Annotated in this window: 18 protein-coding genes; 9 read left to right on the forward strand and 9 right to left on the reverse strand. The window is 38.9% G+C overall.

The features are described 5' to 3' along the window. Positions 1–43 precede the first annotated feature (43 nt). Together C0975_RS07035 and C0975_RS07040 are read right to left on the reverse strand one after the other, a co-directional pair. Positions 44–1,591 carry a type I restriction-modification system subunit M gene (locus tag C0975_RS07035; protein WP_101775677.1) on the reverse strand — a complete coding sequence of 516 codons (1,548 nt, stop codon included), beginning with the start codon at positions 1,589–1,591 and terminating at the stop codon, positions 44–46. 34 nt (positions 1,592–1,625) lie between these two features. After that, a complete protein-coding gene (locus tag C0975_RS07040) occupies positions 1,626–3,941 on the reverse strand; it encodes a Tex family protein (RefSeq protein WP_101775678.1) in 2,316 nt (771 codons plus the stop codon). A gap of 168 nt (positions 3,942–4,109) precedes the next feature. Here C0975_RS07040 and greB point away from each other — a divergent pair, with 168 nt between their 5' ends. Beyond that, positions 4,110–4,586, forward strand: coding sequence for a transcription elongation factor GreB (gene greB, locus C0975_RS07045; protein WP_101775679.1), 477 nt, complete (start codon positions 4,110–4,112; stop codon positions 4,584–4,586). A gap of 32 nt (positions 4,587–4,618) precedes the next feature. Here greB and C0975_RS07050 read toward each other — a convergent pair whose 3' ends face one another. Then, positions 4,619–5,368, reverse strand: a complete 750-nt coding sequence (locus C0975_RS07050) for an alpha/beta hydrolase (RefSeq protein ID WP_245853323.1) — start codon at positions 5,366–5,368, stop codon at positions 4,619–4,621. Positions 5,369–5,672: 304 nt separating this feature from the next. After that, positions 5,673–6,236 carry an acetate uptake transporter gene (locus C0975_RS07055; protein ID WP_101775680.1) on the reverse strand — a complete coding sequence of 188 codons (564 nt, stop codon included), beginning with the start codon at positions 6,234–6,236 and terminating at the stop codon, positions 5,673–5,675. A gap of 247 nt (positions 6,237–6,483) precedes the next feature. On the opposite strand from C0975_RS07055, the gene adhE reads away from it, so the two are divergent. Beyond that, on the forward strand, positions 6,484–9,108 hold the full coding sequence (gene adhE / locus C0975_RS07060) for a bifunctional acetaldehyde-CoA/alcohol dehydrogenase (protein WP_101775745.1): 2,625 nt from the start codon (positions 6,484–6,486) through the stop codon (positions 9,106–9,108). A 118-nt stretch (positions 9,109–9,226) separates the two neighbouring features. Here the strand turns inward: adhE and C0975_RS07065 are convergent, their stop codons facing one another. Genes C0975_RS07065 through C0975_RS07080 form a run of 4 tightly spaced genes read right to left on the reverse strand, consistent with a single transcriptional unit; the run spans position 9,227 to position 14,099 of the window. After that, positions 9,227–10,285 (reverse strand): ABC transporter ATP-binding protein, encoded by a 1,059-nt coding sequence (locus C0975_RS07065; protein WP_101775681.1) that lies wholly within the window; start codon positions 10,283–10,285, stop codon positions 9,227–9,229. Positions 10,286–10,306: 21 nt separating this feature from the next. Continuing rightward, positions 10,307–12,004 (reverse strand): ABC transporter permease, encoded by a 1,698-nt coding sequence (locus C0975_RS07070; RefSeq protein ID WP_101775682.1) that lies wholly within the window; start codon positions 12,002–12,004, stop codon positions 10,307–10,309. Between the two features lie 2 nt (positions 12,005–12,006). After that, positions 12,007–13,095 (reverse strand): ABC transporter ATP-binding protein, encoded by a 1,089-nt coding sequence (locus C0975_RS07075; protein ID WP_101775683.1) that lies wholly within the window; start codon positions 13,093–13,095, stop codon positions 12,007–12,009. Between the two features lie 14 nt (positions 13,096–13,109). Further along, positions 13,110–14,099, reverse strand: coding sequence for an ABC transporter substrate-binding protein (locus C0975_RS07080; RefSeq protein ID WP_101775684.1), 990 nt, complete (start codon positions 14,097–14,099; stop codon positions 13,110–13,112). Positions 14,100–14,474: 375 nt separating this feature from the next. Between C0975_RS07080 and C0975_RS07085 the strand changes: the two genes are divergently transcribed. The 4 genes from C0975_RS07085 to C0975_RS07100 all read left to right on the forward strand — a co-directional run bounded on the left by C0975_RS07085 (position 14,475) and on the right by C0975_RS07100 (position 20,129). Next, the gene (locus C0975_RS07085) at positions 14,475–15,710 is read left to right on the forward strand and encodes an ABC transporter substrate-binding protein (protein WP_101775685.1); all 1,236 of its coding nucleotides are present in this window, start codon (positions 14,475–14,477) and stop codon (positions 15,708–15,710) included. Next, complete coding sequence (locus C0975_RS07090) at positions 15,707–17,689, forward strand: ATP-binding protein (protein ID WP_101775686.1); 1,983 nt, start codon at positions 15,707–15,709, stop codon at positions 17,687–17,689. The genes C0975_RS07085 and C0975_RS07090 overlap by 4 nt, the downstream gene beginning before the upstream one ends. Further along, positions 17,682–18,941: a sigma-54-dependent transcriptional regulator gene (locus C0975_RS07095; protein ID WP_101775687.1), complete on the forward strand. Its 1,260-nt coding sequence runs from the start codon at positions 17,682–17,684 to the stop codon at positions 18,939–18,941. The genes C0975_RS07090 and C0975_RS07095 overlap by 8 nt, the downstream gene beginning before the upstream one ends. A 177-nt stretch (positions 18,942–19,118) precedes the next feature. Next, positions 19,119–20,129 (forward strand): YeiH family putative sulfate export transporter, encoded by a 1,011-nt coding sequence (locus C0975_RS07100; RefSeq protein ID WP_101775688.1) that lies wholly within the window; start codon positions 19,119–19,121, stop codon positions 20,127–20,129. A 44-nt stretch (positions 20,130–20,173) separates the two neighbouring features. Here the strand turns inward: C0975_RS07100 and C0975_RS07105 are convergent, their stop codons facing one another. Then, positions 20,174–20,740, reverse strand: coding sequence for an anthranilate synthase component II (locus C0975_RS07105; RefSeq protein WP_101775689.1), 567 nt, complete (start codon positions 20,738–20,740; stop codon positions 20,174–20,176). Between the two features lie 108 nt (positions 20,741–20,848). Here C0975_RS07105 and C0975_RS07110 point away from each other — a divergent pair, with 108 nt between their 5' ends. From C0975_RS07110 to C0975_RS07120, 3 genes are all read left to right on the forward strand, one after another. Then, entirely contained in the window at positions 20,849–21,823 is a 975-nt protein-coding gene (locus C0975_RS07110) for an aminodeoxychorismate synthase component I (protein WP_101775690.1), read from the forward strand. A 2-nt stretch (positions 21,824–21,825) separates the two neighbouring features. Then, positions 21,826–22,407, forward strand: a complete 582-nt coding sequence (locus C0975_RS07115; RefSeq protein ID WP_101775691.1) for an aminotransferase class IV family protein — start codon at positions 21,826–21,828, stop codon at positions 22,405–22,407. 62 nt (positions 22,408–22,469) lie between these two features. After that, a complete protein-coding gene (locus C0975_RS07120; RefSeq protein WP_101775692.1) occupies positions 22,470–22,859 on the forward strand; it encodes a RidA family protein in 390 nt (129 codons plus the stop codon). Positions 22,860–22,866: the final 7 nt, after the last annotated feature.

Below are 22,866 nucleotides of genomic sequence, written 5' to 3' on the forward strand. Positions count from 1 at the left end.
AGTCGTAGAATGGGCTGTAGCTCATCCTACACACTACACGCGTTTAGTCACTCTCAATCTCTGCCACAATTTCTTCAATTTCGGCACGCAAGCGGTCGATTTTGGAGACGGTTTCTCGGATTTCTTGATTTAATACCGCAATATCAATCACTTCTCGAGTGTCTTCCGCTTCGACATAAGAACTCACAGAGAGATTGTAGTCATTGGCTTTTATGTCTTCATAATCAATAGATTGTGCGATATGGGCAACATCGGCTTTATCTGCAAACAGCTTAACAATTTCAGCAATATGTTCATCGGTTAGCACATTATTGTTGGTTTCTTTTTTAAAGAAACTACTCGCATCAATAAACTGGATTTTAGTATCGGTTTTGTGTTTGGCTAGCACCAAAATGTTCACCGCAATAGACGTGCCATAAAACAGGTTTGGGGCAAGGGAAATCACGGTTTCAATAAAATTGTTATCCACTAAATATTGGCGAATTTTTTGTTCCGCTCCACCACGATAGAAAATCCCAGGGAAGGTAACAATTGCTGCGCGTCCACGAGCAGAAAGATAACTTAACGAATGCAAAATAAAGGCAAAATCTGCTTTCGATTTCGGCGCAAGTACGCTTGCGGGGGCGAATCGGTCATCATTAATCAAGGTCGGATCATCGCTACCAATCCATTTCACCGAATAAGGTGGATTAGACACAATGGCATCAAACGGCTTATCATCTTTCAGTTTAGGATCAATTAAGGTATCACCTAATTCAATATGGAATTTGTCGTAGTTAATGTTGTGTAAAAACATATTCATACGAGCAAGGTTGTAGGTGGTGTGGTTAATCTCTTGTCCGAAAAAGCCTTCTTCAATAATGTGATCATCAAATTGTTTTTTCGCTTGCAATAATAACGACCCTGAACCACAAGCAGGATCGTAAATTTTATTGACGGTTTTTTGTCCGTGTAGGGCTAATTTTGCGATCAGTTTCGAGACATTTTGTGGCGTGAAAAACTCGCCGCCTGATTTGCCTGCATTGGCGGCATAATTGGAGATTAAAAACTCATAGGCATCGCCAAATAAGTCAATATGATTGTGTTCAAATTCACCAAAATTGAGCTCATCAACACCTTTTAATACCGCAACCAAACGTTTATTTTTATCATTGACCGTATTCCCTAAACGATTGCTGGTAGTGTTAAAATCAGCAAATAACCCTTTAATATCTGACTCAGACGGATAACCCGTTGCAGAACTTTCAATACTCGTGAAAATCTTTGCCAAATCTGTATTCAGTTGTTGATTACTATGTGCGGTTTTCACCACATTTTTAAACAGTTGGCTTGGGTAGATAAAATAGCCTTTGGTTTTAATCGCATCGTCTTTAATGCCTAACTCATCAATTTGCGCATCAGTATAGTTCGCATAATTGGCGTTTGGATCGCCGCCTTCAATATAGTTAGTGAAGTTTTCGCTGATAAAGCGATAGAATAAGGTACCTAAAACATATTGTTTAAAATCCCAACCATCTACAGAACCGCGTACATCATTCGCAATTTGCCAAATTCGACGTTGGAGCTCCGCTCGTTGTTGTGCACTTGTCATATTCTTTTTCCTTGTTTTTAGGTTTAATTCGTTACTATTTCTTCCAATTCTTCAACGCATCAGCAAAAGCATTACCCATAGCGCTGCTACCTATGTTGCGATCACGTCCTTTTGATGTTTGGTTTGTACGTGGTTTAGTGGATAAAGTGCGGTCGTTTTTTTCTGAATTTTTCGCTGTACTTTCATCTAAACGCATAGTTAAGGCGATACGTTTACGAGGGACATCTACTTCTAATACTTTCACTTTAACAATGTCACCTGTTTTCACGACTTGGTGTGGATCTTCCACGAACTTGTCAGAAAGTGAGGAGATATGCACTAAACCATCTTGATGGACACCGATATCCACAAAGGCACCAAAGTTAGTCACGTTAGTAACAGTACCTTCTAAAATCATACCGGCTTTCAAGTCACTGATTTCTTCCACGCCGTCCATAAAGGTGGCGGTTTTAAATTCACCACGCGGATCACGCCCTGGTTTTTCCAGTTCTTTAAAAATATCCTGTATTGTTGGTAAACCGAATTGGTCATCAATAAATTTTTTCGCGTCCAGCTGGCGTACTGAGCTAGCATTACCCATCAGATCTTGGATAGACTGCTCAGTGGCTTGTAGAATTTTTTCCACCACCGGATAGGCTTCAGGGTGTACGCCTGAGGCATCAAGCGGGTTTTTCCCCGCGGCAATACGCATAAAGCCCGCACATTGTTCAAAGGCCTTTGGTCCTAAACGCGGCACTTTTTTCAGTTGCTCACGACTGTCGAAGCGACCGTTTTCATCACGGTATGCCACGATATTTTGTGCGAGGGTTTTCGTCATACCCGCCACACGCGCCAATAAGGGGGCAGAGGCAGTGTTTAAATCTACACCTACTGCATTTACGCAATCCTCCACTACTGCATCTAATTTACGCGCTAATTGACTTTGGTTGACGTCGTGTTGGTATTGCCCCACACCAATAGCTTTTGGTTCAATTTTGACTAATTCAGCTAATGGGTCTTGCAAGCGGCGTGCAATCGACACAGCGCCACGTAACGATACGTCTAGCTCTGGGAATTCAGCAGCGGCTAATTCCGACGCAGAATAGACTGAGGCACCCGCCTCACTCACTACAACAGTCTGGGCTTGCCAATCCGTGAATTGTTTCATAATGCCTTTAACAAAACGTTCTGTTTCACGAGAAGCAGTACCGTTACCGATGGCGATAAGCTCCACATTGTGTTTTTTACCGAGCTGATAAATTGCCAGTGCAGCACGTTCTGTTTGCCCTGTATGTGGATAAACTGTATCAGTAGCCAGTAATTTACCTGTATTATCCACAACTGCGACTTTCACGCCTGTACGCAAACCGGGATCTAATCCCATTGTATTTTTTGCACCCGCTGGTGCGGCCATTAAAAGTGCGGTCAAATTTCTGGCAAAAACGTCAATCGCTTCCTCTTCTGCTTTTTCGCGTAGGCTGCTCATTAATTCCGTTTCTAAATGCAATGCCACTTTAATCTTCCACGTCCATGCAATCACTTGCTCGCGCCATTTATCAGCAGGTTGACCTGTAAAACGCACACCCAAATGCTCACGAATAATCTCTTCACAATAACTTTGGCGTACGCCTTCTTCTTGTTCAGGATCAGCATTTAAACTTAACTGTAAGAAACCTTCATTACGCCCACGGAACATTGCTAATGCACGATGAGAAGGCACATTTTTGAGTAATTCTTGGTGAGCAAAATAATCTTGGAATTTTGCCCCTTCTGCTTCTTTACCTTCTAACACTTTTGAAACTAACACGGCGCTTTGCTGTAAATAGCGGCGAACTTTCGCTAATAGTGTGGCATCTTCAGCAAAACGTTCCATTAAAATATATCTTGCTCCATCTAATGCGGCTTTGCTGTCAGCGACACCTTTTCCTGCATCAATAAAAGTGTGTGCACTAGATTCTGGTTCATTTTCAGGATTTGACCAAAGTAGATCTGCTAATGGCTCAAGTCCTGCTTCAATCGCAATTTGCCCTTTAGTACGGCGCTTCGGCTTATAAGGCAAATATAAATCTTCTAATTCAGTTTTACTTTGTACTTGCTGAATTTGATCACGTAATTCGTCGGTTAACTTGCCTTGTTCTTCGATGGATTTCAAAATCGTTTGGCGACGGTCTTCAAGCTCACGTAAATAAATCAAGCGAGTTTCGAAATGACGAAGTTGAGTATCATCTAAGCCACCAGTGACTTCCTTACGATAACGCGCAATAAAAGGGATGGTATTACCCTCATCTAATAATTGGATCGCAGCGAGAATTTGTTGTGGTTGCACGGTTAATTCCGTGGCAATAGTTTGACTGATTTGTTGATTTAACATAGAACGACTTCTTTAAAATAACATGATAAAAATTGCCAATAGGATACTGTTTTTTAGGGTTAATTAATAGTTTTTATCATTTTTGCAGCAGAAAAATAATGCTAAACTAACATTGATTTAGCCCATGTTTAAAGGGCATAAATGGCTCAATTAAACAAGAGAAAATGTATGTCAAAATCAAATTATATCACCCGTGCTGGCTGGAACGCGTTAGATCAAGAACTGAAATTTCTGTGGAAAGATGAGCGTCCCAAAGTGACACAAGCGGTTTCTGATGCAGCAGCGTTAGGCGATCGAAGTGAAAACGCAGAATATATTTATGGCAAACGTCGTTTACGTGAAATTGATCGTCGTGTACGCTTTCTCACCAAACGTTTAGAAGTGCTACAAATTGTTGATTATCACCCCAAACAAGAAGGTAAAGTTTTTTTTGGCGCTTGGGTGACTCTGGAAAATGAAGCCGGTGAAGAAAAACAATATCGTATTGTGGGTTGTGATGAATTTGATCCAGCAAAAAATTGGATTTCGATTGATTCCCCCGTCGCACGTGCGCTCATTGGTAAGTCTATTGATGATGAAATTAAAGTAGAAACGCCATCAGGTTTAGTTATACTCTATGTGAATCAAATTTGGTATGAGAAGTAGAAAGAGGCACAACCATGTGCCTCTTTGAGAAATTATTTTACCTTATGCTGAGTAAAATGTTGTGTGAAGAAATAAGTGTGTTGTCCAATAGAATCTGCCCAATAAGCCCATGTGTGTCCACCCGGTTTTTCGGTATAAGTATGTGGAATATTTAAATCGAGTAGTTTTCGATGTAACTCACGGTTTGGTTCAATAAAGAAATCATCTATACCACAGTCAATGATAATCTGGCTTTTAGTAAAAATTAAACTATGTGCTAAGTCCTTAATATTATAGTTATGCCAATGATCATTCACTACAGCTGCAATTCCCCAATTATTTTTAAACTGTTCAATATTTACACCACCGCTCATGCTCCCGATCTGACCAAACACATTCTGATTTTTAATACCAATATATAACGCACCAAATCCACCCATACTTAACCCAGTAATTGCACGCTGTTCTTTCGTTGGGTCAGTTGCATAATGTTTATCAATATATTCCACCAGCTCTTTTGCAACAAAGGTGTAATATTTGGAGTCTTTTTTCAACTCACTATCTAAGTACCAGCTATCATAGTTACCATCTGGTGAAACATAAATCACATCATATTTATCTGCTAATTCACCCAGTCCTGTTTTATCTGGATAATTGCGATTGTTGCCTGACCAACCATGTAGCGTATAAATCGTACTATATTTTTTGGTATCGGCATATCCCTCTGGCAAAACAACTGTGACAGGTATGTTTTTGTTCATCGCTTGGCTATAAACTTCAATGTTTTTCTCACTAAATGCCATACTGGCAGCGGAATAACAAAGCCCTAAAAAACACTAGAGATTAAAATCATTTTTTTCATAAATCGCCTCTCTTATTATGTAAGCATTGACATCCAAAGCTGAGATACAGCCTGATATTCTCAATAAGCAATATAGATCTGTGCTGTACATAAAGCAAACAATTTACTGATGGGTTTTATAGCGAGAAGGAATAAGCCAATTCAACTAGCAAGGAAAATTTAAGTAAAACTGACCGCACTTAAAACAGAAGTGACAAATAAAAAGGGAGCTTTAAGTGGCTCCCTTGTATCAATAATATAATGGCCTATTTTTTCGCACCGATTGGTAAAATTTCACGCCCGTAAGAGTCGATAAGCATCTCTGCTGCAGCTAAGTAAAATGCGCAAAGGGCAGTCACTAAACCTAAATAACCACCAACATTCACAATACTGTGGTTTTCTGTTGCATCACCAATCGCTAATGCATAGAAAGTCAGTGTTAAAAAGAAGAAAATCGTTTGTAAGGCACGTGGCTTGCTAAAAGAAGCCAAGAACATCATTAACGTAAATGTTCCCCAAATCGCTAAATACCAACCGACAAATTGTGGCGCGGTATTACCTTTAAAGAAGATAACAAATAATGCCCATGACCACCAAAATGCACCATAACTAATAAAGGCTGTGAAACCAAAAGTATTGCCTTTTTTGTACTCAAACATACCTGCAATAATTTGTGCAGTGCCACCAAAAGCAAATGCCATACCAAATACAAGACCTAAATTTTGCGCGTCAAAAAAACCACCATTAATTAAACTTAATAACCATGTTGTTAAAGCAAAACCACATAGACCTAACGGACCTGGGTTTGCATAATTTTTTGCTGATGACATAACAAGTTTCCTTAGAAATAAATAAAAATATCGGGCGATAAAAGGTGCGATAGTATCCACGATCTTTCGCCAGAAATAAAGAGGGAAGCAAAAAAATATTGTATATAAAACAAGCACACCAAAAAAAGTTGATCAAAATCACACTTTCGGTGGATTTTGCCGATTATGCTACTTTTTAGGTATATAAATGACTATAATTTTTTCAGTTTAAATAATTTAATTTTATAAATCTTTAGGAGAAATCATGATGAGTCATACTGCTGAAAAGACTATCAGCCCTGCACAAGCAGAAGTCAACATGCTAGTTGAAAAAGGGTTATTGGCATTAGAAGAATTCCGCCAATTGAACCAACAACAAGTAGACTATATTGTCGCCAAAGCTTCTGTTGCTGCATTAGATCAACATGGGGTGCTAGCCATGCATGCCTATGAAGAAACAGGACGTGGTGTGTTTGAAGACAAGGCAACTAAAAATCTCTTTGCTTGCGAATATGTAGTTAATAATATGCGTAACTTAAAAACTGTTGGAGTAATAAGTGAAGATGATGTCACTGGTATTACTGAAATTGCCGACCCAGTTGGCGTTGTCTGTGGTATCACACCAACAACTAACCCAACTTCTACCACCATTTTCAAAGCCCTTATCTCACTAAAAACCCGCAATCCTATTATTTTTGCTTTCCATCCTTCTGCACAACAATCTTCAGCTCATGCCGCGCAAATAGTGTATCAAGCCGCTGTTGAAGCTGGCGCACCTAAAAATTGTATTCAGTGGATCGAAAAACCATCAATGGAAGGCACTGCAGCACTAATGAAACACCCAGGTATTGCTACGATTCTTGCTACTGGCGGTAATGCGATGGTAGAAGCGGCCTATTCTTGCGGCAAACCTGCGCTTGGTGTAGGTGCGGGTAATGTGCCTGCCTATGTTGAAAAAACAGCAGATCTTAAACAAGCTGTACATGACATTGTAATGTCTAAAGCCTTTGATAACGGTATGATTTGTGCTTCAGAACAAGCAGCAATCGTTGACCAAGAAATTTACGATGCCTTTATTGCTGAAATGCAATCTTACGGTGTATATGTGGTGAATAAAAAAGAAAAAGCGCTGTTAGAAACCTTTTTATTTGGAGTGAAAGCTAATAGCACAAATTGTAGTGGGGCAAAATTAAATGCCGCGGTTGTCGGTAAACCAGCCATTTGGATCGCAGAACAAGCAGGCTTTAAAGTGCCAGAAAAAACTAATATTTTAATGGCAGAATGTAAAGAAGTCGGTGAAAAAGAACCACTCACACGCGAAAAATTATCGCCAGTATTAGCTATCTTAAAATCAACTTCAACTGAACATGGTTTTGCATTATCAGAAGCAATGGTTAACTTCCATGGTCTAGGTCACTCTGCAGCAATTCATACGAAAGATGCGGATATTGCTAAAGCGTATGGTGAACGAGTAAAAGCGATTCGTGTCATCTGGAACTCACCTTCCACCTTTGGCGGTATTGGCGATGTATATAACGCTTTCCTTCCTTCTCTTACCCTTGGTTGTGGTTCTTATGGTAAAAACGCTGTAGGGAACAACGTAAGTGCGGTTAATTTATTAAATATTAAACGAGTAGGAAGACGGAGAAATAACATGCAGTGGTTTAAAGTGCCTTCAAAAATCTATTTTGAACGTGATTCAATTCAATATTTACAATCAATGAAAGGCATGGAACGTGTCGTTATCGTCACGGATAGAACTATGGTGGATTTAGGCTTTGTAGAAAAAATTGCAAAACAAATCACAGCGCGTGGTAATCATGTCACTTATCAATTATTTGCAGATGTTGAGCCAGATCCTTCAATTGAAACTGTGCAACGTGGTGTGGAATTAATCCGTAATTATCAACCAGATACTATTATTGCTTTAGGTGGTGGCTCGGCAATGGATGCCGCCAAAGTGATGTGGTTGTTTTATGAACAACCCGAAGTGGATTTCCGTGATTTAGTACAAAAGTTCATGGATATCCGCAAACGTGCGTTCAAATTCCCACAATTAGGGCGTAAAGCACGTTTTGTTGGTATTCCAACGACATCAGGAACAGGTTCAGAAGTCACCCCATTTGCCGTGATCACTGAAGGTGATAAAAAATACCCAATCGCAGATTATTCACTCACACCAACAGTTGCCATTGTAGATCCAGCTTTAGTTATGACAGTACCCGCGCATGTGGCTGCTGATACGGGCTTAGATGTGTTAACTCATGCCACAGAAGCCTATGTGTCAGTACTTGCTAACGACTTCACTGACGGTCTAGCCTTACAAGCAATTAAATTAGTATTTGAACATTTAGAGCGCTCTGTAACAGAAAAAAATCCTGAATCCCGTGAAAAAATGCATAATGCTTCAACTATTGCTGGTATGGCGTTTGCTAATGCATTCTTGGGTATGAATCATTCATTAGCACACAAAATTGGTGGGCGTTTCCATACCCCGCATGGGCGTACTAATGCAGTCTTAATGCCACATGTGATTCGTTATAATGGCACTCGTCCACAAAAAACTGCGACTTGGCCAAAATATAACTATTACAAAGCTGATGTGAAATACCAAGAAATTGCACGTATGCTTGGCTTACCATGTGCTACACCAGAAGAAGGCGTAAAATCATTTGCCCAAGCCTGTTATGAACTGGCAGAACGTGTTGGTATTAAAATGTCCTTCAAAGAACAAGGTATTGATGAACAAGAGTGGATGGAGGCACGTCGCCAAATTGCTTTAGCTGCATTTGAAGACCAATGCTCACCCGCTAACCCACGCTTGCCAGTCGTCACCGATATGGAAGTGATTTTAACCAATGCTTATCATGGTTATCAGCCAAATCAGTACTAATTTAGCTATAGGCTAAAACCAAAGTGCGGTCAAAATTTTACAAATTTGTACCGCACTTTTTAAGTTGGCAGACATAAAGCGCTGTATTAACAGCGCTTTATCTACTTTGAACAAAAGCTTACTCCACAGGATACCAATGCAAGCGACTAAATGCGATCTGACAAGCTTCCCCTTCTTTTGGTCCCGCATCACGTCGTCCTTTTTGTACACGTAATTCTTGTTGACCAATCAGAATACTGTAATCAACCACTTCACCTAAGTAGGAGCGACGTTTTACTACGCCCGGAATACCGCCTTGATTAACAAAATCAACTTCTGACGGACGTGTTGCCAAAATGGCCTGACCTTGCTGAATCAGCTCGCTAGTAGGTGTAGGTTGAATAACAAAATGTCCCTCAATACCAGCAAAAGACACACCTTGTGCGGATAGCCCCACATTTAACTGATTAGATAGCCCAATGAAGTTAAAGACAAATTTATTGGCAGGATTGTTATACACATTTAACGGTGTATCAATTTGTTCGATCATCCCTTTTTTCATCACTAAAATGCGATCCGATAATGCCATTGCTTCTGCTTGGTCATGAGTCACATAGATAATTGAAAAACCAAATTTACGTTGTAATGCTTTGATTTCAAAGCGCATTTCTTCCCTTAAATGCGGATCCAAACTCGATAAGGGTTCATCTAATAACATCACATCAGGATTTAACGCTAAAGCGCGTGCTAAAGCGACACGCTGTTTACCACCACCAGATAAATCATCAGGGCTTTTATCTGCCACTTTCAATAAATTGGTGTGCTTTAGTGCCTCTTTAGTGCGGGTTTCAATTTCCTGCTTGGACAAATTTTTCAACGTCAATGGAAATGCCACATTGTCATACACTGTCATATGCGGCCAGACCGCAAAAGCTTGGAATACCATACCAAAATTTCGTTTTTCTGGTGGTAAATAAAAGTTTGTCACTTTCGAAGAAAGTAAGCGTTCGCCTACACGAATCTCACCACCATCAAGGTCTTCAAAGCCTGCAATCATACGTAATGTAGTCGTTTTACCGCAGCCTGAAGGTCCTAACATAGAAAAGCACTCGCCTTTTTCAATCGATAAACTCAGATCTGGAATCGCAATGACATCACCGAATTTTTTCATCACATGATTAAGTTGAATATAACTCATAGTGTTCTCCTTAAAATTCGGCTATTTCTGTGTTTTCTTCTCGGCATAACGTTTAATGACCGTTTGCCCAAACACAATGATAATCAATGCAATACCTGCGAGTGCAGCCGAATAAACCGTTTCGCCATCTTCGTTCAGCGTATAAATTGCCACCCCAATAGTTCGTGTAGACGGGCCATATAACATGACAGATACCGTTAACTCACGTAGTGCAGGAAGGAAGATTAAGAAAAATGCGGCAATCATACCCGGACGAACTAAAGGGACAACCACATCTTTCAAAGACTGCCACATACTTGCGCCACAAGCACGTGCTGCTTCAACTAACGAATCATGGACTTGTTCCAATGCGGCAGAGTTCGCTTTCAAGGAAAATGCCATGTAACGTGCAATATACGCGATCAGAATAATCCAAACGGTGTTGTATAAATTAATACCAAATTTACCACTCCAAGCTAAGATTACTCCTAACGCAATAACTGAACCGGGCACAGAGAATGGCAGCATGCCTAAAAACTCTAAAATACCTTTGCCCTTAACACGCATTTTCACGATCACATAAGAAATCATTACACCTGCAAACATCGTAATCACTGCGGCGGCTAAGCCTAGTAATACACTGTTGCGAATCGCATCTTTAGTCAGCTGCCAATCAAACAAGATAAATTTATAATTATCTAAGGTGAGGTTTTCCCAAGTGATTGGTAAGCCATAGGTTTTTAATCCACCCACAATAAAAATAGTGACTGTTGGCAAGACAATGGTGAACGCGATATAAAGCAAACAGATGATTAATAACGGCATTCTTAATCCTCTGAGCTTCACTTCAACAGGACGGAAACTTTTACCTGCAATGATTTGGAAACGTCCTCGATTTAAAATTTTGTTTTGCAGCCAAATAATTAACGCCGCTGTGGCAACTAACACCGTAGCCAATACTGTTCCAGTACGAATCGCTTCAAAACTTCCCGCACTTTGGTGAATACGTTCATAAATTAAGGTTGGGATATTGAAAATCCCATTTTCTACTCCTAATACTGCAACTGTACCAAAGTGAGCCATGGAATACAGCATGATCAGTAATGCACCCGACACAATACTCGGCATGACTAATGGAATTGTAATTTTACGGGTAATAGTAAATAAACTGGCACCTGAAATACGCGCAGACTCTTCTAAAGTTGGATCCATCCGTTCTAATGCCCCACATACTTGAATAAAGACAAACGGGAACAGATACATGGTTTCTACCGCCATAATGCCTGCGTAGCTATAAATATTGAAAATCGGATCTTCTAGACCAAAGGTATCCATGAAGAAACGGTTAATATAGCCGGCACGAGGAGAAAGCAACATTTTCCAAGCTAATGCGCCAATAAATGATGGCAACATGAAAGGCACTAAAAACATCACTTTCATAAAACCCTTATAAGGTAAGTCAGTTCGTGTCACCAACCAAGCAAAAAATGTACCTACAATGGTGCTCATGATAGTCACACCAACCGCAATAAATAAGGAGTTAAGCAATGCTTCATAAGTTTCTTGCTGTTGTAAAATCGTCACTACGTCAGTGACATTAAATTGTCCATTAACCCAAAAGGAATTAATAAAAATTAATAACACCGGTACAGCAACAACAATCACTAAAATCCCAATGGATAAGGCGAGAATTGCATTTGCCACATTAAATGGACTTTTTTTCTGAATAACCGCTGCCATTGTTATTCCCTCCCTTGTTGGACAGCTTGTTGATTGTCAGCAAACCAAAGTAAATCGTGGAAATTGACATAACAATCATCACCCTCTGTAAACATCAAATCATGCTGCAATGCCGTATTCGTTGATACTTCCGTACGTAACAACACACCATCAATATCAATCATGTAATCCATGATTGCACCGAGAAAACTGGCTCGTACAATCTTGCCTTTTAACCCACTGCCAGTTTTACTTAACATGATATCTGATGGACGACAACCTAATTTGCCATGCTCTGCGGGTAAGTTAGCCCATTCAATCGCCTGCATACCTTGCCCAACAAAATGTCGCCCCTGCTCATAGCGCACGGGAATAAAATTGGCTAATCCCATAAATTTAAACACCATTTCATTGGCAGATTTTTCATAGATCTCCCATGGTGTACCAATTTGTTGAATATGCCCATCTTTATCCATAATGGCTAAACGATCTGAAATAGCGAGCGCAATTTCTTGATCATGTGTTACATATAAAATAGTAATACCTAATTTTTTTTGTAACTCTTTGATCTCAAAACGCATTTCTTCTCTTAAATTTGCATCCAAATTATTCAACGGCTCATCAAGCAACATCAAAGAAGGCTTTGCTACTAATGCCCTAGCTAAAGCAACCCGTTGTTGTTGTCCACCAGAAAGCTGTGAAGGCAAACGTTGTTCTAATCCAGTTAAATTAACTAAATCAACAACATCCATCACTTGCTGCTGAATCACTGCTTTATCTAACGCCTTTAACTTTAATGGATAGGCAATATTGTCAAAGACAGTCATATGCGGCCAAACCGCATAATCTTGAAAGACCACGCCTAAACTGCGCTGATCAGGCTGGATATCAATACCTGCAACAGGATCAGAAACAACATGTTCATCAATTAAAATTCGTCCAGCATCTGGGACTTCAAAGCCAGCAAGTAGACGCAGTAATACTGTTTTCCCACAGCCAGATGGCCCGAGAAGGGTAAAGCATTCGCCGTCTTTCACCACAAGCGATAAATCTTTTAACACCTCATTCGAACCAAATGCCTTACTGACATTTTCGAAAGTGATTGTTGCCATAAAGCACTCCTGTTTTATTGACGACCTTGAAGAATTTGAGCAAATTTTTTCACGGTTTCTTCTTTCTCTGCCAAGATAGCTTGATAGTCAATCGGAATAGCACGACTAATTGCATCTTCCACAGTTGGCATGCCTTCTAAAGTGGCAATCCCTTTACGCACAGGTAACGTTCCTTCATGCGCAATAATTTTTTGTGCATCTTCAGATAATAAGAAATCAATGAATTTTTGTGCTGAAGCTGGATTTTTCGTGCCTTTAAAAATCGCGGCTGGACTTGGAATCACTAACATTTCTTTTGGATAAACTAATTTAAGTTGAGCACCTTTTTTAATTTTATCGTTAGTAATGTAGTCCACTGCCAATGAAGCTAATAAATCACCTGATGCCGTATCATCGACAACTTGTCCCGAACCTTTACCGACTTTGCCCTTATTGGCTTTGATTTTTTCAAAAAATTCCCAACCAAATGTCGATTTCAATAAAGCTACACTCATATAAGAAGTACCAGATAAAGCTGGGTTAGCAATTCCAAATGCCCCTTTATATTTTGAACCAGTGATATCTGCCCATTCTGCTGGTGGCTCTTTAACAAACCTTGTGTTATACGCAATACCTAATGTCCCAAGACGGATTGGCGTAAAAGAACCATCAAACTCTGGCAATGGATTAACAATATGCTCAACTTCTGGTGAAATATAAGTTTGTAACATGCCGTTTGCTTTCATTTTAAAGAAATCAGGTACTTCACTGGTCCAAATCACATCAGCCATGATTTGACCAGACTCTTTTTCTGCTGCAATTTTTGCCATTAATTTTCCTGCGCCTGCTGATTGATAATCCATCGCGACTTCAGGATGTTTTTCATTAAATTTTGCTTTTAATGCACCAATTAAAGATTCTTTCATGGAGGTGTATACAATGAGTTGTTCGTTAGCTTGCGCGACATTGACTACAGCCATACCTAACCCAAGCGCCATGATGATTGAAGATAATTTTTTATTCATAATCTGCCCCTTCCTATCTCGTTATTTATCAAGTTTATTGACCGATAATACCGCTTAGCCTAGCTCATACACTGTATGAAACTTAACCTACAATAGCGCTCAAAATAACAAAAAAAAAGACCGCACTTATGCTCAAAAAGCAGTCAAAATTGACCCATTTTGAAGATCACAATAGGTCAAATTTAACTCATTTATGCAGTCGTACAACAAGAGGAAGAAATTGACAGGAAAAAAGCCTATAAATGACCCAAAAAACAGGCTAACTAATTAAAATTTAAATTTTATTTTTTTGAATTCGATCACAAAAAAAAGCACATAGTCGATCAAATTTTGGGTAATATGACAAGGCAACTAATGTTAATCAAGGTGAAGATCATGCGCGCCAAATTACTCAAACGATTAACAACGTTTATCATCAGCTTATTTATTTTCACTCTACAAGCAAAAGCGAATGAGCTTGTGATCGGCACCACTTTTGCGCTAGAAGGCATTCAGCATTTGGTCAATGAATGGAATAAACAGCCGAATACGGTGCCTATCACGACCTTAAATCGTACCAGTACATCACTCAACCAACTGTTATCTACCGAAAAAGCTCGCGAAGTGGACTTAATTCTAAGCTCCTCACCCATGCTGTTTTATAACCTACAAAAGGAAAATAAACTTTTATTGCTACCAAAAGAATTACAAGATAAAACTGGCTTTCTACCAAATATGCTCAAACCTACTACTGTGGCATTTGCCCTTTCTGGCTACGGCATGTTATTTAATAAAACTTTGTTACAATATGCTCAACGTCCTTTACCACAATCTTGGCAAGATCTGACTCATCCGGACTTACAAGGGCTGATCGTCATCAGCAGCCCAACGCGCTCTGATACGAATCACATTATGTTAGAAGCCTTATTACAAAAGCACGGTTGGCAAGAAGGTTGGGCATTAATTGAACAAATCATGCTAAATGTTGGCACAATTTCTGCACGCAGTTTTGGTGTCGTCGATAAAATCCAAGCCAATCTTGGTGCAGTGGGGATTACTATTGATAACTACGCCCATATTTTGACCCAACAAAATCACGCTAATCTCGCTTTTCATTACTTTCCACAATTTCCCGCTTCACCCACATTTATCGCGATTGTGGCTGAAAGTAGTAAAAAGTCACAAGCAATCGAATTCATTCAGTTTTTACTTAGTGAAAAAGGGCAGCGCATTTTAACGGATGTTCAAATGAGTAAATATCCTATTGTGCCCTTACCTACAACACATCCCAAAGCCGCATTACAACAACAATTATTTCAACAACCACCCATTAATTACGATTTACTGCTCAAGCGACAACAATTAGTTAAACTCTTGTTTGAACAACATATTACACATCGTTTAGGCTTACTCCAGGAGCATTGGCGTTTGTTACAGCAAAAAGAGCAAGCTTTTAACCGCCCTTTACTTGAATTACGCCAAATTTTAACCGCACTTCCTGTTTCTGCAGCGCAGGCAGAAGATGAGGTTTATTTAACTCACTTTAATCGCACACAAGAACTATTAAGCTGGCAACACTTTTTCATTGCCCAGCAAGTCGCCTTTGTTAAAGCCTTGGAAGATTTAGAATGAAAACATGGTTTAAACACTTAGATCTCAGTACTGGACTACAACTCTCTTTTTTAGTGAGTGTATTACTGTGTCTTTTTGTTGGTGGCGTAGGGTTGTACACATGGCAACAACAACGTAGTGAAATTAACTTTGCCCTTGATCAAGATTTCCCTAAAGTACAAGCGGCATTCCAAACGGAAGAACAAATTAACATCTTACAAAATGCCTTTGTTCATCTGGTTAATGTCAAAAATACTAACGACAAAATCGCTCGTTATAACAATGCTAAACAACAGCTCGCCACCTTAAAAGAGTTGATCATTGAACTGGATGAAAATCTCGATGATCAATTAACGGATTTATTACAACAACAATCCTTATTATTAGAACAAATTTCAGCTAATATCACGGCTACTCTCACCTTAAATGAAGAATTAAACAAAACTGTTTCCAAAATTAATTGGTTACATAACGATTTTCATAATGAATTTACTGCCTTGTTACAAGAAATGAGCTGGCAGCAATCCACCCTTGCCAATAACATCGCACTCCGCCCACAAAATACGCAAAAAGTGGAACAATTGAAAAAGTTACAACAAGAATTGCTGCTAGTTTATGACTTTACTAACTACGAAGAACAAATTATTACTGAACTACGTACACAGATTGCTGAACCAAGCCAAAACAGCGCAGCACGATTACATAATTATTTAAGCTATCTCTCTTTACTCATTAATAACCGTATTGCCTTACTGGGTAGACATTCTTCTATTATCACAATTCAACAAATTTTAACTGAACTTATTAGTTTTGGCTTAAATCCCCAAGAATTACCCGCACTGTTTCTACTCAGAACGGAACTAAACCAACAACAGCAACAATTAATTACACAAAGCGAAACAGTGTTTGATACTTTTCGGCAACGAATTAATACTCAAATTGGTAACAGCAAAAACCAACTTCATTTATTGCACAATATCGTAGAAAAAAGTACGCAATTTAATGGTGTGTTAATTCTGCTCGCTATGCTACTTGCCTGTATCTTTGTGATTGCTGTTAACTTTTTTTATATTCGTTTACGTTTACTAAAACGCTTTCAACAACTCAATCAAGCGGTTGTTCAACTCACCAATGGTGAAGATGATGTTAAAATTGCCATTTATGGCAATGATGAACTGGGACGTATCGCTAAACTGTTACGCCTCTTTTTGTTTGAAATGCAGAAAAAAACTCAAGAATTAGAATTGCGCAATCAAATTTTACTCGATGAAATCGACTATCGCGTTAAAGTCCAGACAGAACTTGAAAATACACAAAATGAACTAACACAAGCAGCCAAATTAGCCGCAGTGGGGAAAACCTTAACGTCCATTAGCCACGAAATTACCCAACCGCTCAATGCCATGAATGCCTACTTATTTAGTGCTAAAAGAGCGGTAAAAAAGCAAAATATTGATGCTATTTTGACTTATTTAGACAAAATGAACCATTTAGTGGAACGCACTGCACTGATTGTCAAACGCTTACGCCAATTTTCACGGCAAGGCTCTGGAAAAATACAAGCAGTGGATTTAACAGACTGCATACAAGGAGCATGGGAGTTACTAGAAACACAACATAAAAATCGACAAGGTCGCTTAACTACACCAGCAGATCTCCCCCATGTACTTGGCGAAGACGTATTAATCGAACAAGTCTTTGTCAATTTATTCTTAAATGCTCTCGAAGCTATCGAGCATATTCCACCTCATATTTACATTGAAGTAGCGGGTATCGATGAAGACTATATCAGCCTGTGGGTCTCGGATAATGGCAAAGGTTGGCCATTAACAGAAAAGCTACTTCAACCTTTTGCCAGCAGTAAATCCATTAATTTAGGCTTAGGACTATCCATTAGCCAATCAATTATGGAACAATGTCAAGGTGAACTGCGTATCGCCTCGACATTAAAACACAACGCATTAATTATTTTAAATTTTAAGGTAACGCAAGATGTTTAACTCAGCATATAACGTACTGCTCATTGATGATGACATTGATATTCTTGATTCTTATCAAGACTTACTGCGCGAAGAAGGCTATCAAGTGATTACCTGTGCTGATCCCGTGGATATTGTGTCTCAAATTCCTGATAACTGGATTGGTGTCGTACTTTGTGATGTACTGCTCCCTAATATTTCAGGTCTTACCCTACTAGAACATATCACACAACGAGATTCACACATCCCAGTTATTATGATCACTGGGCATGGCGATGTGCCAATGGCAGTAGAAGCTGTCAAAAAAGGGGCAACTAACTTTCTGGAAAAACCCATCTCACCTGAAAATCTCTTGATTCAAGTAGAACATGCCTTAGCCAAACGTGCCGCATTAATTGAAAATCGTTACTGGCAGTTAGAAAAATTAAACGAAAGTTTTATTGGGCAAAGTGATTGGATTCATACTATCCGTAGCCAGCTACAAAAGCTAGCAGATATTGATGTCCCCGTTTTTTTATGGGGAGAAACTGGTACGGGGCGGCACTTATCAGCAACTTACTTACATAAACTCAGTCATCGTAAACATGCGCCTTTCGTTAATGTGGAATGCTTGGCACAAAATAAAATTCACATTGAAACCCTAATTAATGAGGTTGAACAAGGCACATTAGTATTAAAAAATATTCATCACTTACCTGCCAGTGAACAACAATTGCTCGCCAATGGGCTAAATAACCAACAGCATCCATTTCGCTTAGTCGTAATCAGTGATGTCCCCTTACTTAGCTTGATTCAAAAACAAACTTTAATTGCTGAACTGTATTATTTATTTTTACACACACAACTTGAGCTATTGCCATTAAAAAAACATGCCACAGATATTGTGCCAATTTTTTGTCATTATGTGCATAAAAGTTGCGCTAGATTAAACAAAGACTACGTCGAGCCATCGAAAAAGTTACGTCAACATTTGCTCAATCAAGACTGGCAGGGTAATGTCAAAGAGCTGATTCATGTGGCTGAACTATACGCGATTGGACTACTTGCTGAACAAACCTCAGCGACAACATTAGCCACATCAACAATTAAAACAGATCACATTAAACCATTAGATGAACAAATTAACGAATATGAAAAACAAATTATTGAAGAGGCGCTGATTTTCTATCAAGGTAGAATTAATGAAGTGGCTAATTATTTAGATATTCCACGTAAAAAATTATATCTACGTATGCGTAAATACGGCATTGATAAGAAAAATTATAAATTCTAACTACACAGACCGCACATTACGCATGTGCGGTAATTGCCTATGCCACACAATAAAATAGCTTTTTTCCAACAAGATAACGCCGAAATAGCACGATAATCAATTTTACATCGAGGTAAAATCCCTTTATCCTTTTGTTCCAAATATATTCTATTCGCCTTATCCATTAGGACAATTCTAATGAAAAATAAAACTATGTATATTGGTCTAGTGCTTGTCACACTACTCACTTTTATTGTCGATATGCTTGCCAAAAGCACCTTCGCTATCAATGCCAAATTAAGTGCACTAACTATTGCAATTCTGTTAGGTATTTTACTTGGCAATACGCTTTATCCTAAATTTTCACAATATACTGCACAAGGTGTCATTTTTGCCAAAGGCACATTGCTCCGCCTAGGGATTATTTTGTACGGTTTTCGTTTAACCTTTCAAGACATTAGCGCGGTAGGTGTTAATGCGATTGCGGTAGATGCAATCATGTTAATCAGTACTTTTGCGCTTACTGTTTGGCTCGGTCTTCGCTACTTAAACATGGATAAACAAATTGTTTATTTGACAGCAGGTGGCTGTAGTATTTGTGGCGCAGCTGCCATTATGTCTATGCAGCCCGTGACAAAAGCAGAATCTCATCAAGTTTCTGTTTCTGTCGCCGTCATTGTCATTTTCGGCACAATCTCAATGTTTTTATATCCTGCAATATACCCTTATCTCGCAACTTGGTTAAGTGAACATCAATTTGGCATTTATATCGGCTCTAGTGTACACGAAGTTGCTCAAGTTTATGCCGCTGGTGGTAACATTAGCTCAACAGTTGCAGATACTGCCGTTATTTCAAAAATGATCCGTGTGATGATGCTTGCGCCATTTTTACTCTTTATTTCTTGGTTACTGGCTAAACAAAATCACAATCAACAAAACAATAAAATCACTATTCCATGGTTTGCTTTTTTATTTATTCTGATGGCGGTAATCAATTCCTTCTCACTCATTCCCGCTCATATCGTCAAATGGATCGTGGAAATTGACGGATTATTACTCATCGCCGCTATGGCCGCCTTAGGCTTAACCACCCATATCAGTGCCATTAAACAAGCAGGCATCAAACCGCTCATCTTAGGGGCATTAGTATTATGTTGGTTAGTGATTGGTGGATTTTTTGTGAATGTTGGAATGAGTCAGATCATGTAAATCCCTAGATGATTCAGAAAAGTGCGGTCTGTTTTTTCGCAATTTTAGTTTTCTAACCAATTTCGTAATAGCTGTTCGCCATGTTCCGTCATAAAGGATTCTGGGTGGAATTGAACGCCGTAAATTGGCAGAGATTTGTGTTGAAAAGCCATGACAACGTCTTCAGCACAATGAGCTGTGATTTCTAATGCAGTAGGAAAATCTTGTGCCTTAATTGCCCAAGAATGATATAAACCAATTTGAAATTCAGTTGGTAGTCCTACAAATAAACCAGCGTTTGAACACACCTTTAAACGCTGAATGCGACCATGTCGCACCTTGTCTAAATTGTATAATTCACCACCAAAAAACTCGCATAGGGTTTGATGTCCCAAACAGACACCTAAAATCGATTTAGATTGGTGATATCTTGCTAACATCTCAAATAATTGTGGATATGCACGAGGCACATCTGGACCCGGCGAAATCAAAATATGACTAAATGTTTCTATCTTTACCAACACCAATTCTTGTACATTTACCACGTCAAAAGGCACAGCTAAACGACGGATTAAATCTACTAAGTTGTAAGTAAAAGAATCTTGATTGTTAATGATAAGAAGTCGTTTCATGCCTATATAATATTCCATTGAGAAAGAGGCAAAGTATAAAGGAAAAAGCGGATTTTTGTCTGATTTTCCGCTAAACTTTCACTTATTTTTTTCAAATACAGATAACTTATGTGCTTTCATTCTTTTATTCAACAAGCCAATCAATACGGTAAGCAACGTCAACCATTTTTCTTTTTGATTGATTTTGAACAGCAACAACCGATAATTTGTCCTTTAGCACAAGCCGCCAGTCTGGGGCTATTTTTTTCTATTCGAGACAAACATAATATTGATTGGCAAATAGAAATGCCGACCATACCTTTTGAATTGAACAAATTTCCGATAGCAAAAACAGATTATCAACGTGGTTTTGCTTTAGTACAGCAAGAATTACAAAAAGGTAATTCTTATTTATTGAATCTCACTTATCCCACTGAAATTGAGATGAATTTTAGCCTTGCTCAGATTTTCCAGCAAACAAAAGCGCCTTATAAATTGTATTATCAAGATCGCTTTGTCTGTTTTTCGCCTGAATGTTTTATCAAAATTGAGCAAAACCAAATCTATACTTATCCAATGAAAGGTACGATTGATGCCACCTTGCCTAATGCACAAGCAATGTTGCTGAATTCAGAAAAAGAACAGCAAGAACATTACACCATTGTTGATTTAATGCGTAATGATTTAGCAACGGTATCAGAAAAAGTGGAAGTGACTCGTTTTCGTTATGTGGAAAAAATCGAAACACAAAAAGGCGCAATCTTGCAGACAAGTTCGGAAATTAGAGGCAATTTAGCAGAGAAGTGGCAAGAAAACATCGGTACTATTTTAGCTACTTTACTGCCTGCGGGTTCAATTAGCGGTGCACCGAAAGAAAAAACCGTGCAAATTATTCAAGCAGCAGAACAGCAAAAACGCGGTTATTACACTGGCATTTTTGGTATTTTTGATGGTAATACTGTACAAAGTGCGGTGGCAATTCGTTTTATTGAACAAGTGCACAATAAATATTATTTTCGCAGTGGTGGGGGAATCACTATCTTGAGTGAACTAGAAGATGAGTACCAAGAATTACTGCAGAAAGTCTATGTACCATTAGGATAAAAATGATGTTTCCATTATTTGAAACTATTGCGATTACCAATAGTAAGATTCAAAATCTTGCCTTGCACCAACAACGCTATATTAATAGTTTAAAGCAATTTTATGGTAAAAATACGCTCAACATTCATGATTTTAGCGAAATTATCCAAATTCAGACCGCACTTATACAAACTCAACACGCCCCTTTGATTCGCTGTCGCATTGATTACAACGCGACCGAATTGCAAGTGCAATATTTTGCTTATCAACGCAAAACTTACCGCACTTTTCAGCCCGTGATTTGTGATGAAATTGATTATGGGCTGAAATATGCTGATCGGACTTACTTAAATCAACTGTTGCAACAAAAAGGTGATTGCGATGAAATCATGATCATCAAACAAGGTAAGGTAACTGATTGTACAATTGGCAACTTAATATTTCGTCAGGGTGAAGTATGGGTTACTCCTGATACACCTTTATTCGCTGGTACCCAACGAGCAAAACTATTAGCGGCAAATAAAATTCAACAACGCACGATCTTATTAGAAGACATCGCAACATTTGACGAAGTTCGTTTAATTAATGCCCTAAATCCACTGTAAATTTTCCTTGAACCGCGTACAATAAAAACGTTTTTTCAATCAAATAAAAGGAGATGAGAAAAATGAGTAAAGTGATTCATACTGACAACGCCCCCGCAGCAATTGGTCCTTATGTGCAAGCTGTTGACTTGGGGAATATGCTGTTAACTTCGGGGCAAATTCCAGTCAATCCCCAAACAGGCGACGTCCCCACTGATATTGTTGCTCAAACACGCCAATCTTTAGAAAATGTCAAAGCTATTGTTGAACAAGCAGGTTTGCAAGTCGCCAATATTGTGAAAACAACGGTATTTGTCAAAAATTTAAATGATTTTGCTGCTGTAAATGCGGAATATGAACGCTTCTTTAAAGAAAACAATCATCCAAATTTCCCTGCACGTTCTTGTGTCGAAGTCGCCCGCTTACCAAAAGATGTCGGTATTGAAATCGAAGCCATTGCGCTACGCGGTTAATCGACTA

This window comes from Pasteurella oralis, from assembly GCF_002850605.1.
GTDB lineage: Bacteria > Pseudomonadota > Gammaproteobacteria > Enterobacterales > Pasteurellaceae > Pasteurella > Pasteurella oralis.

Coding starts and splice junctions, on each gene's coding strand:
- C0975_RS07035 (WP_101775677.1), bottom strand. CDS start 1,591: ATGACAAGTGCACAACAACGAGCGGAGCTCCAACGTCGAATTTGGCAA.
- C0975_RS07040 (WP_101775678.1), bottom strand. CDS start 3,941: ATGTTAAATCAACAAATCAGTCAAACTATTGCCACGGAATTAACCGTG.
- greB (WP_101775679.1), top strand. CDS start 4,110: ATGTCAAAATCAAATTATATCACCCGTGCTGGCTGGAACGCGTTAGAT.
- C0975_RS07050 (WP_245853323.1), bottom strand. CDS start 5,368: ATGGCATTTAGTGAGAAAAACATTGAAGTTTATAGCCAAGCGATGAAC.
- C0975_RS07055 (WP_101775680.1), bottom strand. CDS start 6,236: ATGTCATCAGCAAAAAATTATGCAAACCCAGGTCCGTTAGGTCTATGT.
- adhE (WP_101775745.1), top strand. CDS start 6,484: ATGAGTCATACTGCTGAAAAGACTATCAGCCCTGCACAAGCAGAAGTC.
- C0975_RS07065 (WP_101775681.1), bottom strand. CDS start 10,285: ATGAGTTATATTCAACTTAATCATGTGATGAAAAAATTCGGTGATGTC.
- C0975_RS07070 (WP_101775682.1), bottom strand. CDS start 12,004: ATGGCAGCGGTTATTCAGAAAAAAAGTCCATTTAATGTGGCAAATGCA.
- C0975_RS07075 (WP_101775683.1), bottom strand. CDS start 13,095: ATGGCAACAATCACTTTCGAAAATGTCAGTAAGGCATTTGGTTCGAAT.
- C0975_RS07080 (WP_101775684.1), bottom strand. CDS start 14,099: ATGAATAAAAAATTATCTTCAATCATCATGGCGCTTGGGTTAGGTATG.
- C0975_RS07085 (WP_101775685.1), top strand. CDS start 14,475: ATGCGCGCCAAATTACTCAAACGATTAACAACGTTTATCATCAGCTTA.
- C0975_RS07090 (WP_101775686.1), top strand. CDS start 15,707: ATGAAAACATGGTTTAAACACTTAGATCTCAGTACTGGACTACAACTC.
- C0975_RS07095 (WP_101775687.1), top strand. CDS start 17,682: ATGTTTAACTCAGCATATAACGTACTGCTCATTGATGATGACATTGAT.
- C0975_RS07100 (WP_101775688.1), top strand. CDS start 19,119: ATGAAAAATAAAACTATGTATATTGGTCTAGTGCTTGTCACACTACTC.
- C0975_RS07105 (WP_101775689.1), bottom strand. CDS start 20,740: ATGAAACGACTTCTTATCATTAACAATCAAGATTCTTTTACTTACAAC.
- C0975_RS07110 (WP_101775690.1), top strand. CDS start 20,849: ATGTGCTTTCATTCTTTTATTCAACAAGCCAATCAATACGGTAAGCAA.
- C0975_RS07115 (WP_101775691.1), top strand. CDS start 21,826: ATGATGTTTCCATTATTTGAAACTATTGCGATTACCAATAGTAAGATT.
- C0975_RS07120 (WP_101775692.1), top strand. CDS start 22,470: ATGAGTAAAGTGATTCATACTGACAACGCCCCCGCAGCAATTGGTCCT.